Genomic DNA, 13,372 nt, shown 5'->3' on the forward strand with positions numbered 1-13,372 from the left:
CCGCGCATTTCTCTTTCAGGGCAAGCGCTTAAGCCTTCGGCATCGAATTCTGGTCGAAATCGGCGAAGGAGGCGGCGGGAAGCGGGCCGGCGGTCATCAGCGTGAAGTCGAAGGCGGAGCGCAGATCGGAGCCCAGCACGTACTGCCGATGCACGCGCAGGAAATCGCGACGGATCTTGCGATAGTGCTCGCCCGTTAGCATGTGGCGCATGCGGATCGTTGCGATCGAGGCCTGCGGCGCATCGGTGTGCCCGCAAAGCGCTACGACGCGCGACTTGTAGAAATGGATCACGTCTGTCAGACAGTGGATCTCCAGCCAGAAAATCTGGCGTGAGCGCGCAATCGCGCCAACCCGTGCCCGCAGGCTCTTTGCCGGTCGCAGCAGGGCGCATTGCAGAATGGCGCCGCCGAGTGTGACGAAGACCACTTGCTTATTGGCGAAAAGCGCGGGCTCCTCCTCGACCAGCATGCCGATGACATGGCTGGCGACGCTCGATCCCATGCTGTGCGAGGTGATCAGATATTCGTCGGCATCCTCGCGCAGCGCCTCGCGCACCCGCGCCTTGCATCGGTCGAGCCACTGCACGATGGCGGGGTCGTCGAGCTTTGCCAGCGCCACGGCTAGATCCCAGTCCGCGAAGAGATGCAGCGTATGGAACCTTGCGGCGAAGGGCAGGAAGACGAAGCGGAAGAACATCACCCCAAGCAGCACGCTCCAGAGGAAGTTCCAGCGCTGAAGGCCGAGAAGATAAGGAGCGGCCGCGATCGTGGCGCTGAGAAGAAGTGCCAGCAGAACCAGCGCGAACGGAAACACGAAGAACAGGCCGAAGCGCCAGGCATGCCGGAAATAGCCGACAAAACCGCCCTGGAAAATGACGCTGGCGGCGCTGGCATAGCCGGAGGCGAGACGCTGTAGAAGGCTCTTGTCGCTATATTTGCGGACGAGCTCGTTGTGGTCGAAGACGAAAACGCGGCTCGACGTTCTCTCCCCCTGCGAGCCGCAGTTGACGTCGAACGAACCGCCATCCTTGAAGGCGCCGACATGGAGATCGAGGTCCCAGGCCTTGGCGCTCAGCTTGGCGGACCGTGCATAGCGCGCATGGTGGGCCTTTGAATCGAGTGGCTCGAAACCGGGGAAATGCAGAACGACGCGTTTTTCCACCAGCGGGTTGGCCACGGGGTTGATGGCAGCTCTTTGACTCAATGTTCGTGACCCTGGCGGAAAATCGAAATGCGACGACCGGCCCTTATCGATGGGCCATGTCGATCTCTACGGACGATGGTGGGCGGTAGACCATTGACATTCTCGGGGTGCGCACCAGTCCAGTCGCAAAGACTAAACCAGAAAACCCTTAAAAAATGAGTGGTCGTTTCGGAGGCTCATCTATGAGCCGACTATGGAAACAACAAGGCCTGTCACATTTCTTTTCGTCAAAAGCGGCGACTTGCCGCGCTTTGCTCGACATTTTTCGGGCGTCGGGTGGCATATCGATGGCGGCTTTCTTGCTGCGCATCGAAAATTGCGCGATATTTCAACGGACTGGATTGCGCACACGAGGGAGGCTGTTGGTGACCTGCGCCAAGAACATGGTTCAAGGATATCGCGGTTGAAGACGGCGCGGCGGCTTTCAGTTTCCGGTTCTCCCAGGGCGCGTGATCCGTCGGACGCACGTCCCGGCATCAGCCCCGTGGATATCGCCGATCACAACTCGCGAACGACGCTCGGCCTTCTGCGCCGCTTCGGCCCGCTGACACGGCAGGAATTGTCGAGACGCCTCGGGCTGACGGAACCGGCGATTGCCGGGATCGTACAGCGCCTGGCGACTTCAGGCCTGGTCGCCGGGCGCAAGCGCGCCAGCACGACGCGCTACGCGGCGCTGGAGTTCGCGCTCTGTCCCGACGCGGCCTTCTCGCTCGGAATCTCCATTGCTCCGGAGGGAGGCGAAATCGTTCTCATCGACCTTTCCTGCGCGATCCGCGCGCGCATCGGCTTCACCGATGTCAAGGAGATCGGTGAGGCTATCGAGAGCATCCGGCATGTCGCCTCAGGCAAGCTCGTCGGCTGCGGTGTCGCACTCGCGCCCGGGACGGCCATTGATCGCACAACGCTTGAGGACTGCATCAGCGAGATGGTGGGGGCGCTTCACGTGCTCGATGACAGCGAAGCCGCGATCGGCGCGGAACGCGCGCTGGGGATCGGCGATCCGGAGGGCGGACTGGTCACGATCCTGATCGACGATACGGTTCGCGCGGGGCTTCTCATCGGCGGCCGACCGTTTCGCGGCATTCATGGGCTTGCCGGCCAGATCGGTGACATGCGGTCGGGCGTGGATGGCGCGACGCTGAATGAGGTCGCTACACTGCCCTCGCTTGAGCGTCACATGGCGGCCAGAAACGCCTCAGCGGATGCCTGGATCACGGTGGCCGCACGCCACCTTCACGAAGCGGTTCTGGCGATCTCCGGCTTCATCGCGCCAGGCGCGATTCTCATCGGCGGATCATTGCCTGACGAAATCCTAGCCTCGGTGATATCGAGCATGGCGCGGGAGCGGGAAGAGAAAATTCGCGATCTGGTGATCGCTCCCTGGATCCCGGTGGTGCAACCGGCGACCCATCCAAAAGACGGCGTGGTGCTGGGCGCTGCCCTTCGGCCTTTCAACGAGACGCTGTTTCCCGCCTGACCGTGTTACCCGGCCGCGACCGCTGGCGCTGCCGCAGGCCATCTCTCCAGACTGTTCGTGAGACCACCGATCGGATTGCGGAACCGCTGCGCCGGTTCGGCCGATGGCAGGCCGAGACGATGCGCGAGCGGAATGGCCGCCGCGCCGAGTGCTGCTGCATCCTCCGAGCCGGCCGCGCGATGCAGCGACGGCGCCTTGGCGCCGAGGCGGCCGATCTCCTCGTGAACGTAGAGCAGCAGCTCATCGATGATGCGGACGGGAAAGCGCCCGCCGATGAGAACACCCTCGGGATCGACGATCATACCGATATGAACGATCGCCTGGGCGATCTTGACGCTGACCTTGCGCAGCCATGCGCTGATGATCGCGCGCCCGCTTGCATCCAGCGTCAAGAGGTCGGCCGGCGTGGAAGCCTCGACACCACTCCGCTTCAGGTGATCGAGCAGGATGAACAGTGAAAACATCTCTCCAAGCGGCTGGGTGCTGCCGGCAAATGGGCCGTCGTCGAACAGCACCGGCAACCAACCGATCTCGCCGCCGATCCCGCTGGCGCCCTTGTGGCGGATGCCATCGATCACAAGACTGCCACCCAGACAGGCATTCGCCAGGATATAAAAGAAGCTGCCGATCTCGGTGCCAAGCCCGTATTCGATTTCGCCCAGAGCCGCGGCGTTGGCGTCATTGTCGATGAAAACAGGGTGATCGGAGATCGCTTCGAGCGCGCCGCGCATATCATAGCCGCTCCAGCGTCGGTATTCCGGCGGAAAGCCGATAACGGGCACTTCGCCTAGCCAGTCCGGGATAGCGAGTCCGATCCCGGCCAGCCGGCTTTCCTCGATGACCTTGCGCCTTCGGAACGAAGACAGCGCATCGGCCATCAGCGCCACGAAATCATCCGGCAACAGAAAGCGCGCCTCGTGATGAATGCGGCCGCGCACCGTACCGACGGCGTCGACGGCGACAATGGTCAGGTGATCGCGGTCGATATTGGCGCCGATCGAAAACACGCCTTCCGGATCGATCTCCAGCTCGATCGCCGGCTGCCCGCGCAACCCGTGCCGGCGCCGCGCCTCCATGACGAGGCTTTCATCGAGCAGGCGCTCGACGATACGCGTCACGGCTTGCTTGGTCAGCCGCGATCGCGCTGCCAACTCGGTGCGCGAAATCGGCCCGCCGCGATGGATCGCGCTCAGGATCATGGCCCGATTGGCCGCCGCCGCCTGCTCAGGATTGGAGCCCGAAACCTGCAACTTCCGTCTTCTCCTCTTAGGTGTCGCATATGTTGAACCGCCACAAGACCTATCGAGTCTAAGTCATTGTGCTGTAAACGGAAAGAGCCCAGCCGCTCGGTGGCTGGGCTTCGACCATCCGCTGAAGTCGGCTAGCGCGAAATGCGCCAGCTCTTGACCTGGAACGGCATCAATCCCTCGACCGGCACATCGCGCATCGGCTCTTCCAGAATGCTCACCGTTCCCTCGTTGCGCCATCCCTGCGGCAGCGTCAGGCCGAAGGCGCCGCGACGGCCGGCAGGCTCGTAGACGCGCAGGATCAGGCCGTCGCCATCCTCGCACGGCTTGATCGCCGAGAGAGCGGCATCGATACCCTCAGCCTTGATCGGCTGCCACGCCCCGACGGCGCGGTCCGACACGGCCATCGCCAGCAGTGGCTGGTTGAGGTCGTCGGCTTCCTCGCGCACGCCGCCCTCGTACCACGAACCCTCATGCGGCATCAGCGAGTAGGTGAAGCTCTGCAACCCCTCATCGGCCAATGGGTCGGGATAGATGGGCGAGCGCAGCAGCGAGAGGCCGAGCACGTTGCCGCGGATGCTATGCCCATACTTCGCGTCGTTGAGGATCGCGACGCCGAAGCCCGGCTCCGACAGATCGGCGAAGCGATGCGCCGGCGCCTCGAACATCGCCGCGTCCCATGACGTATTAGAATGCGTAGGCCGCTCGACGACGCCATAGGCGCATTCGCAGGTGGCGCGCGCATTGCGCACGGCAACCGCTGTCAGCGTTCTGAGGAACGCGCGACGATCGTGCCAGTCGAGCTCGGTTTGGATGTCAAGCCGGCGGGCATTGGCGCCGAGCGACAGGATCTGCGTGATGCGCGAGTGGCGCCAGGTGCGCACGATCTTGATCGCCGCGCGGTGCGCGGTGTTTTCGATCAGCTCGATACTGTCAAGCGCGGTGATCTCCTCGCCGCGCGCGGCATAGTCCTCCTCGACGTCCCAGGCGTCCCAGTTGCGCGGCTTGTCGGCCGGGTAGACGAACAGCCGGTTGCCGGCGCCTTCCAGCGCCTCGCGGCCGCTCGGCCTGTGCAGAATGCTCGCAATCGAGCCGTCCTTGGCCAGCGTCACCTTCAGCGTGTCGTTCTCAAGGTGGCTGCTGCTCGCCGAAAGGCCCGGCTGCGCCTTCAGCGAGGCAATGTCGATGACGGCGATGGCGAGCGGGGCGATGCTGTCGCGTGAAGCGACGTGGCTGCCATCGGCGAGCGTCAGCCGCACGGGCCGTTCATCCAGCGACGGGTTGACCACCAGCACGTTGCTGCCGCTTCCCGACGGCAACTGCTTGGCGATGGCCGCGAGGGCGCTAGCCTGCGCGGCCTGGCCATCGGCGATCACGCCGTCGAGTTCTTCAGCACTGTCGGCATAGACCTCGGCGATCGAGGAACCCGGCAGAATGTCGTGGAACTCGTTCTTCAGCACGACGCGCCATTCGTTCTCCAGCGATGCCGGCTTCTCGCCGCCCATGAGGTGCGCCAGCCCGGCAAGGGTTTCCGCGGTGATCAGGCTGCGTTCGGCCTTGCGGTGCAGGCGCTTGACGACGCTTTGGCTGGTCAGCGTCGCGCGGTGCAGCTCGAGATAGATCTCGCCCTGCCACGTCGTGAGCTCCTTTTCGGCGGCACTCTTGTGCGCCCCCTCGAAGAAGTCGTGCACCTTTGTCCAGCGTGCGGCCGGCAGTGCCGGGAAGGCGCGCAGCTGCTCTTCGCGGGCAATCATTTCCGGCGTCACGCCGCCGCCGCCATCACCATAGCCGACGGCCAGAAGCGTCGTCTCGTGCTTGTCCTTCTGCTGGAAGTTCCTCCATGTGGGCACGAAGCAATCCGGCTGCACGAAGCCGTTATAGCCATGCATCGGATTATCGAAGGTGTGCGTCAGCACCCGGCTGCCGTCGAGGCCTTCCCACCAGAAGAGGTCGGCCGGGAATTTGTTGGTCTCCGACCAGTTCACCTTGATCGTGAAAAAGCTCTTCATCCCGCCCTGGCGCAGAAGCTGGGGCAGGGCACCGGAGAAGCCGAAGCAATCCGGCAGCCAGCAGACGGTGTGGCAAACGCCGAAGGTCTTTTCGAAGTAGCGCTGGCCGTAGAGAATTTGCCGGCTGAGGCTCTCGCCCGTCGGCATGTTGGTGTCGGGCTCGACCCACATGCCGCCGAGCGTTTCCCATTGCCCTTCCTTCACGCGCTCGACGATGCGCTTCAGGAGCTCGGGATCGTCCTCCGCGATCTGGTTGTAATAATGCGCCGTCGACTGGTTGAAGCGGAAGTCGGAGGACTGCTCCATCAGCGAGAGTGCCGTGTGGAAGGTGCGGCGCATCTTGCGGCGGGTCTCGCGGTACGGCCACAGCCAGGCAAGGTCGATATGCGCGTGACCGGTGAGCGCGATCTCGCCCTGCGGCGGGAAGCGTTCGCGCAGCTGCTTCAGCTCCTTGATCAGCGTGTCGTAAGCCGCGACCACGCTGGCGCGCTGCCCTTGGTTGAGGCCTTCGGGAGCGCTTTCGAGTTCCGGCAGCTGCCAGATCTTCTGCTGGCCGACCGATGGCGACATGCGCGCTATATAGGCTGCCGTCGACGAGGGCCAGTCGAGCCCGCGCATGGCGGCCTCGGCGATATCGATCAGATGCGGAATGACCTCATGGCCCTCCAGCGTGTCGACCGCCTCCGAGATCTGGCGCAGGAGGAGCCACAGCCGGTCGACCGGCCCGTCCAGCCACAAGAGGTTCGCCCGCTCGAGCCGGGGCGCGCGGACCGGCTCGCCGAACGGCAGGCGTGCGACCGTTTCCGAGGAGATTTTGATCCGGGGCGACGTCAGGCGGAATTCCTGGTGATAGGGGTCGAGCCCGAGCCGCGTTTCGTTGCCGGCCTCGTCGGTGATGGTGATCAGGCTTTCGCCGCCGAGATTGAGACTGAGCCGTGCCTCCCCGACCGGCCAATGTTCCGGCACGCGCGCCGAGGCGGTGAAGCTCACCGTGCCGTCCTTGCGCGGCCATGCGGCGCCGATCGCGATCGGCTCGCCGTCGAAGGTCCAATCGCTGATCTGAACGGTTTCACGGGCGCGCCAGTATTCGAGTTCCGACATGCGGACGCGGATGCGGTCGAGGCGTTGGGCAAGCGTAAGCGACATGATCATATCCTGAGGTTTGAAAAGACATCAGCCCTTGACAGCACCGGCCGTCATGGCGCCGAGAATGAGGCGTTGGAGCGAAAGAAATGCGACGATAGCGGGCACGACAGACACGAGGCAGGCGGCCGCCAGCAGCTGGATGGAACTATCGTTCTGAGTGCCGGCATACTGGAAGATGCCGACGCCGATCGGCATCAGCGCCTCCTTGCTGATCAGCAGGAAGGGCACGAGGAATTGCGACCAGCCGGCGATGACGGAGATGATGAAGGCGGATGCGATCCCCGGCGTCGAGAGCGGCAGAATGATCCGCCAGAAGACGCCGAAATGGCTGCATCCGTCGATCAGCGCCGCCTCGTCGAGGCTGCGCGGAATGCCGTCGATGAAGCCCTTGAGGATCCACGTCACCATCGGCACGGCAAGCGCGATATAGACCATCGTCGCGCCGAAATGGCTGTCGGTAAGACCGATCTTCGCCATGTAGCGGTATAGCGGCACCATGATGACGAGCGGCGAGATCATCTGGAACGCGAGCAGCACCATCATCCACGGGCCCCTGCCGCGGAACGGAAAGCGCGAGAAGGCGTAGGCCGCCGGCAATGCCACGATCAGGCAGCCGATCGCGCTTGAGGTCGACAGGATGAGCGCGTTCCAGAGATAGCCCGCGAACTTGTCGGAGGAGAGGATGGCGATGAAATTGTCGAGTGTCGGCGACTTGGGGATCAGCCTGGATACGCCGAGAAACACTTCCTTGCGGGTGCGCAGCGCCAGCGACAGCAGCCAGACCAGCGGCCATGCGAAGAAAAGGAAGGTGATCAGCATGAAGAGATAGCTGAAAAGATCGCCGATGCGTTCCTGTCTCGAATTGATCATTGGGGTTCTCCCTTCGGCAGGAAGCGGGCATAGACGAGCGCCAGACTGAGGCTGATGACGAGCATCAGGATAGACAGCACCGCCCCGGCCGCCAGATCGTAGTTCCTGAAGACGACGTTGAACGTGTAGAGCGACAGAACCTCGGTCGCCCGGCCAGGTCCGCCACCGGTCAGCGAGATGATCGCATCGAAAGTGTTCAGTGTCTGAATGGTGATCAGGATCATGTTGACGAGGATCGCCGCGCGTAGTTGTGGCAGCGTGATGTAGATCATCCGCTGCCAGGGATTGGCGCCATCCATCTCGGCGGCTTCGTAGAGCTCCGGATCGATCGCCTTGATGGCGGCGTACATGACGACCATCGAAAAGGCCGTTCCGCGCCAGACGTTGGAGATCACGACCGACCACATGACCATGTTCGGATCGGACAACCACTGAACGGGCGAGGCGCCTAGCATTCGGAGCAGGCTGTTGAGGCCGCCGAAGGGCGCCTCATTGAACAGCATCTTCCAGATGATGCCGCCGGCGATCCCCGGCACCACCCAGGCGACCAGCGCCGTGGTGCGCACGATGGTCGAGCCGAACAGGCCGCGCTTTTCACTGCGCACGACGACCTGCGCAATGAACAAGCCGAGCACCTGTTGGGCAACGACGCTGGAGGCGGTGAAGACAAGCGTCACCCAAAGGATCTCCAGCAGCTCGGGCTTTGAAAGCGTGTTGGCGATCGTTCGCAGCGTGTATTCCTCGTCATTGCCGACGAGCGAAATGTTGGTGAAGGCAAAGCGGAAAACGTCAATCAGCGGATAGAGATAGAAGACCCCGAGAACCAGGATCAGCGGCATCAGCCAGGGCGCGGGCGAGGGGTAGAATTTTCGCGCGGCAAGCCTGCTTCCGGTAGGCGCAGTCTCGGCCGCAATGCTGAGATTGGTCATCGATCCGTCCGGTCATGTGTCATTGAGATCAGGCAGTCGGTATCGGTGGCGCGGGTGAGGTTACCCCGCGCCACCGATCATCAGCTCAGCTCCGTTTGAAGGCGCTGAGCGAAGCGGTGAAGGCCTCGTCGACGGCGGCTTCCGTCGCCTGCGTGCCTGTCAGCACCTTGCCCATCATGATCTGGATCTGGTTGGATATTTCGGGATAGACGGCAGCCCCCGGCCGCGCCTGCCCGACCTTGAGGGCTTCGGCGAAGGTCTTGTTTGCCGGCGTCGAGAAGACTTCGTACTTGTCGTAGAGGTCTGCGCGCGTCGGCAGCTGTTCCTGCAGCGCGTTGGCCGGCCCCATATAGACTTCGCGGGCAAGGTCGGCGCAGACCTTCACCTTGGCGGCATCCTTGCTGAAGGCCGCGACGGTCCAGCCGCCGGTGCCGGTCGAGCGCTCATTGGTGGTCGGGCCGGGAAGGGGAGAGAAGGTCCACTTGGCGAACTCCTCCTCGTCGAGCGCGGTCTTCAGCTGCGCATACTGCCAGTTGCCGCCAACGAAGAGCGCCGTCGTTCCGGCTGCCGCAGCGGCATTGAAGTCGTCATAGCTGCCGAGCGTCGCGACGCGCTTGGGCGCAGCACCCGATTCCACCAGATCACGATAGTAGTTCACCGCCTTGATGAATTTCTCGCGGTTTTCGCCCTCACCGAAGATCGGCTTACCCTGGTCGTCGACCAGCTTGCCGCCCTGGCCCCAGAAGTTGGCGAGCCAGTCGAAGGTCGTGCCCTCGTAGCGGCTGCCGTTGAAGAGAATGCCCTCCATGCCCTCGTCGACGGAGTGCAGGGCGGCTTTCTTCAGGTCGTCCCAGGTTTGGGGCGCGTCGGGGACGATCTCCTTGTTGCGGTAGAGGACGCGCAGGTCGGTCGACCACCACCAGGCATAGATGTTGCCGTCGTCACCGGTGATGCCCTCTCGAATGAAGGGAAACAGCTGGCCGATCTCTTCCTTGCTGAAGTAGGGCGAGAAGGATTGCAGCACGCCGGATTTCTTGAAGAGCGGCAGCACGAAGGAATCGACCGCAGCGCAGTCGGGCGCGGAACCGGACTTGGCCTGCTCGAGCATGCGCGCCTGCTCCTGGCCGATATCACCAGACATCATCTGCAGCTCGATCTGCCAGTCAGGGCGCTTGGCGATGAAGTCGTTGAAGAGCTTGCTGTAACCCTCGGCGTAAACAGGCTCGTTGTTGCGCGGCCCGTCTGTCGTCATGCGGAAAATGAGCTTGTTGGGCGCGTCGGCTTTGCCGACGATGTCGCCCGTGATCAGATCCTGAGCCGCCGCGATAACAGGCGCGGCCAGGAACGAACCCGCCAGAAGGGCGAGCATGATTGCCTTGTTCTTCACCAGTATTTCCTCCCGATTCAGGATCCCATTCCGAGCCGCTGCCTCCACAACAACGGGCCTCCTCCGATCCGTCGACTAGATTAAGTCACTTTTCTTTTGTGTCAAGCAAGTCGAACGGCGCGCGCGGTTGCACGCTTGGCGACACGTGCGAAAGCGCAGGCGTTCAATCCATAGGGATGGGTAGGAGGGCTGTTCAGATGCCAGTCAAATCGATGCTAGACAAATCCCTCGGAACCGCGCGAGTGTAGCTGGACAGCTTGTACAAACGCGCGAAGTGCTGAAGGGGGATGCCGGTTTTGCGGGTAATACATCCAGAACCCATCAATCGCCGGTGTCCATTCCGCAAGCACCCTGATAAGGCGACCGCTGGCGATATGATCCGTTACAAGAGCTTCCGGAACGAAGGCGAGGCCGAGGCCGGCCAGGGCCGCGTCCACCGCAACGGACATATCCGTCACGGTCAACTGGCCTGAAACGTCGAGCTCAACCGCCTCGTTCCCCTTCGATAGCTCCCACTTGTAAGGGCGGCCGTTATCGAACTTGAGGCAGATGCAGTTATGCGCCATCAGGTCCATCGGCTCCTCGGGCAGCGGGTGGCTCTTGACGTAATCAGGAGCGCCCACAACGGCAGCCCGGGCGACGGGACCCAGTCTGATCGCGATCATGTCCTTCGGTATCGCATCGCGAAACCGAATGCCGGCATCAAAGCCTTCGCTGACGATATCGACCATCCGCTTGTCTGTGACGATTTCGATCTGGATATCGGGGTAGTCGTGCTGGAAATCGGGCAAAACCTCCCTGACGAGGAAGCTCGCCGCGCCATCCGGCGAGGTGATACGCAGTCGGCCGGAAGGTCGCGTTCCGCCGCTGACGATATCCTGGATGGCATCGTCGAGCGAGGAAATGGCCGGCGCGGCGCTGTGCACGAGCCTTTGCCCCGCTTCCGTCAATGCAACCGAGCGTGTGGTGCGGTTGAAAAGGCGCACCGCCAGTTTCGCCTCAAGCTCGCGAACGGAGTGGCTGAGCGCCGATGGCGACATGCCGAGCTTGCGCGCCGCGGCACGAAAGCTACCGAGTTCGGCGATCGTCATGAAAACTTTCAGGGATGCGAGATCATACAGCGCCATTGATGAAGACTTTCGAACAGCCTGTGAAAGTTTTAGGATATTGTTGTGCAAATCTCAACGGCTTAGCTTCAGGTGAAACATCACTCAAGCCTTGGAGCTTCCGATGAAGCAAGCGCAAGAAACCACTCGTCTGGCGTCGGGACTGCAGCTGCCGCTGCTCGGATATGGCGTGTACCGCATCAAGCCGGAAGCAACGGCCGAGGCCGTCAAAACCGCGCTCGATGTCGGCTATCGGATGATCGACACGGCGGCGGCCTATTTCAACGAGGAGCAGGTCGGCCGGGCTGTTCTTGAAAGTGGCATCCCGCGCGACGAGATCGTCATTCAGACCAAGGCCTGGGTTAGCGACTACAGCAAGCAGGGCATTCGCCACGCGCTTGAGCGCAGCAAGCGCAAGCTCGGGACGACGGTCGATGTCTTCCTGATGCACCAACCGGGTGTGCGAGACCCGGCCGCAATGATCGAAGCCTGGCGCGAGATGGAGCAGATGGTCGCTGACAAGGAAGTCGGTGCGATCGGTGTCTGCAACTTCGGCCCGAACCATCTCGATGTCTTGCTTGGCGGCGCGCGCATGGCGCCGCAGATCAACCAGGTCGAACTGCATCCCTTCTTTACGCAGCAGGCCATTCGAGAGCATGACGCCAGGCACAATGTCCTGACGCAGGCGTGGTCGCCCATCGGCGGCGTGATGCGCTACTGGGGAGACGACAAGGCCCCCTCTGACGATCCGCTGACCCATCCGTTGATCCTGCAGCTTGCCGCGAAATACGGCAGGACGCCCGCACAGGTCATCCTGCGCTGGCAGATCGAGATCGGCAATTCGGTCATTCCGCGCTCGTCAAATCCCGATCGTATCGCGGAAAATTTCGCCATCTTCGATTTTCAATTGTCGGCGGAAGATCGTGCGGCGATCGATGCGCTTGATCGCGGGGAAAGAGGAGGCCCGGATCCCGATAACCTGCCCGACGAACTCTATGAGCGCAAGATACCCGACTGATCGCGACCGCCGGCAGTTGCCCGCAGGCGGGCAAATGCCGAGCGCACGCAGCCTCGAAGCCAGACCTGTGCCGGCTGCGCGTCAAGGCGCCGGTGCCAACGCATGCAGATCGAGTTCATGGGCGAGGCGAAGGGAAGCTCCCGGATCGTGAGCGGCGCGATCGTCGCCAGCGCTTCGGCAATCGGCCGGCGCAAGACGATGAGCGCATCCAGACGCCCGACAAGGCGGACGCATCCGAGCAACGGCACGCTGTGACGAACCGTGCGGCTCAGGCCCTGCTGGGAAAGCCAACGATCGATGAATGCCATATCGTCGCCGGTCGACGAGATGTGCAGGTGCGGCCGCGCGACAAATTCGTCCGGTGACATGGCGGTCTCGACAGCGTCGAGCCCTGCCTTTTCGACGACGACGAAGTCCGCTCGCGCGATTTCCTCGGATGCGAAACGTTCTCTCTTCTCCGCGTTCTTGCCGACGAAAAGATCGATCTCGGACGAATCGATCGCGCGATCGATGTCCATCGTTCCACTAGGCCAGACCTCAAGCCGCACATGCGGCGCGACGCGCTCGACCTCCTCCAGCAGGCTTTCCGTGATCGCGATCGCGCAGAGATTGTCGAAGGCCACGCGGAAGGTTTGTTCCGATACGGCGGCATCGAACGTATCCGCCCGAAGGCCGACTTCCAGTAGGGTCAGGGCTTGGCGCACCGGCTCGGCCAGCCGCTCGGCGTGCGCAGTCGGCATCATGCCCGTCGCCGAACGCACGAAGAGGTCATCCCTGAGTGCATGACGAAGCCGCGCCAGCGCGTGGCTTGCCGTCGGTTGACTCATCCCCAGGCGCTGCGCCGCGCGCAGGATATTACCCTCGTGATAGATCGCGTCGAAAACTCTGAGCAGATTGAGATCGAGATTGTTGATGCTCGGTCGAAGCATGGAAGGTCCGGTACGTAAGCAGCGATATGTGTAGGATTAACATAAGGCAC

At 62.6% G+C, this 13,372-nt stretch carries 10 protein-coding genes; 2 read left to right on the top strand and 8 right to left on the bottom strand.

The window, feature by feature from the left end; genetic code table 11:
* Positions 1–28 precede the first annotated feature (28 nt).
* Positions 29–1,204 (bottom strand): hypothetical protein, encoded by a 1,176-nt coding sequence (locus D460_RS0126365; RefSeq protein WP_245267812.1) that lies wholly within the window; start codon positions 1,202–1,204, stop codon positions 29–31.
* Between the two features lie 403 nt (positions 1,205–1,607).
* On the opposite strand from D460_RS0126365, the gene D460_RS0126370 reads away from it, so the two are divergent.
* On the top strand, positions 1,608–2,681 hold the full coding sequence (locus D460_RS0126370; protein WP_026283569.1) for an ROK family transcriptional regulator: 1,074 nt from the start codon (positions 1,608–1,610) through the stop codon (positions 2,679–2,681).
* A gap of 5 nt (positions 2,682–2,686) precedes the next feature.
* On the opposite strand, the gene D460_RS0126375 is transcribed toward D460_RS0126370, so the two are convergent.
* The 6 genes from D460_RS0126375 to D460_RS0126400 form a co-directional block, all read right to left on the bottom strand.
* Positions 2,687–3,880 (bottom strand): ROK family transcriptional regulator, encoded by a 1,194-nt coding sequence (locus D460_RS0126375; protein ID WP_081619987.1) that lies wholly within the window; start codon positions 3,878–3,880, stop codon positions 2,687–2,689.
* Positions 3,881–4,062: 182 nt separating this feature from the next.
* On the bottom strand, positions 4,063–7,083 hold the full coding sequence (locus tag D460_RS0126380) for a glycoside hydrolase family 38 C-terminal domain-containing protein (RefSeq protein ID WP_018901613.1): 3,021 nt from the start codon (positions 7,081–7,083) through the stop codon (positions 4,063–4,065).
* A 27-nt stretch (positions 7,084–7,110) separates the two neighbouring features.
* Positions 7,111–7,953: a carbohydrate ABC transporter permease gene (locus D460_RS0126385; RefSeq protein ID WP_018901614.1), complete on the bottom strand. Its 843-nt coding sequence runs from the start codon at positions 7,951–7,953 to the stop codon at positions 7,111–7,113.
* A complete protein-coding gene (locus D460_RS0126390) occupies positions 7,950–8,882 on the bottom strand; it encodes a sugar ABC transporter permease (RefSeq protein WP_018901615.1) in 933 nt (310 codons plus the stop codon). The genes D460_RS0126385 and D460_RS0126390 overlap by 4 nt, the downstream gene beginning before the upstream one ends.
* An 85-nt stretch (positions 8,883–8,967) precedes the next feature.
* Positions 8,968–10,251 carry an extracellular solute-binding protein gene (locus D460_RS0126395; RefSeq protein WP_026283570.1) on the bottom strand — a complete coding sequence of 428 codons (1,284 nt, stop codon included), beginning with the start codon at positions 10,249–10,251 and terminating at the stop codon, positions 8,968–8,970.
* A gap of 233 nt (positions 10,252–10,484) precedes the next feature.
* Positions 10,485–11,360, bottom strand: coding sequence for a LysR family transcriptional regulator (locus D460_RS0126400; protein WP_196809378.1), 876 nt, complete (start codon positions 11,358–11,360; stop codon positions 10,485–10,487).
* A 139-nt stretch (positions 11,361–11,499) separates the two neighbouring features.
* On the opposite strand from D460_RS0126400, the gene D460_RS0126405 reads away from it, so the two are divergent.
* Positions 11,500–12,393 carry an aldo/keto reductase gene (locus D460_RS0126405; RefSeq protein WP_018901618.1) on the top strand — a complete coding sequence of 298 codons (894 nt, stop codon included), beginning with the start codon at positions 11,500–11,502 and terminating at the stop codon, positions 12,391–12,393.
* On the opposite strand, the gene D460_RS33910 is transcribed toward D460_RS0126405, so the two are convergent.
* On the bottom strand, positions 12,369–13,322 hold the full coding sequence (locus D460_RS33910) for a LysR family transcriptional regulator (RefSeq protein ID WP_018901619.1): 954 nt from the start codon (positions 13,320–13,322) through the stop codon (positions 12,369–12,371). The two genes, D460_RS0126405 and D460_RS33910, sit on opposite strands and share 25 nt — an antisense overlap.
* Positions 13,323–13,372: the final 50 nt, after the last annotated feature.

It is taken from the genome of Rhizobium sp. 2MFCol3.1 (assembly GCF_000377565.1).
In the GTDB taxonomy this organism is placed as follows: Bacteria; Pseudomonadota; Alphaproteobacteria; order Rhizobiales; family Rhizobiaceae; genus Rhizobium.

What these genes read in the sequence shown, in the direction of transcription:
- D460_RS0126390 (WP_018901615.1), bottom strand. Translation starts at nt 8,882, where the DNA reads ATGACCAATCTCAGCATTGCGGCCGAGACTGCGCCTACCGGAAGCAGG.
- D460_RS0126380 (WP_018901613.1), bottom strand. Translation starts at nt 7,083, where the DNA reads ATGTCGCTTACGCTTGCCCAACGCCTCGACCGCATCCGCGTCCGCATG.
- D460_RS0126395 (WP_026283570.1), bottom strand. Translation starts at nt 10,251, where the DNA reads ATGCTCGCCCTTCTGGCGGGTTCGTTCCTGGCCGCGCCTGTTATCGCG.
- D460_RS0126400 (WP_196809378.1), bottom strand. Translation starts at nt 11,360, where the DNA reads ATGACGATCGCCGAACTCGGTAGCTTTCGTGCCGCGGCGCGCAAGCTC.
- D460_RS0126405 (WP_018901618.1), top strand. Translation starts at nt 11,500, where the DNA reads ATGAAGCAAGCGCAAGAAACCACTCGTCTGGCGTCGGGACTGCAGCTG.
- D460_RS0126385 (WP_018901614.1), bottom strand. Translation starts at nt 7,953, where the DNA reads ATGATCAATTCGAGACAGGAACGCATCGGCGATCTTTTCAGCTATCTC.
- D460_RS0126375 (WP_081619987.1), bottom strand. Translation starts at nt 3,880, where the DNA reads ATGATCCTGAGCGCGATCCATCGCGGCGGGCCGATTTCGCGCACCGAG.
- D460_RS33910 (WP_018901619.1), bottom strand. Translation starts at nt 13,322, where the DNA reads ATGCTTCGACCGAGCATCAACAATCTCGATCTCAATCTGCTCAGAGTT.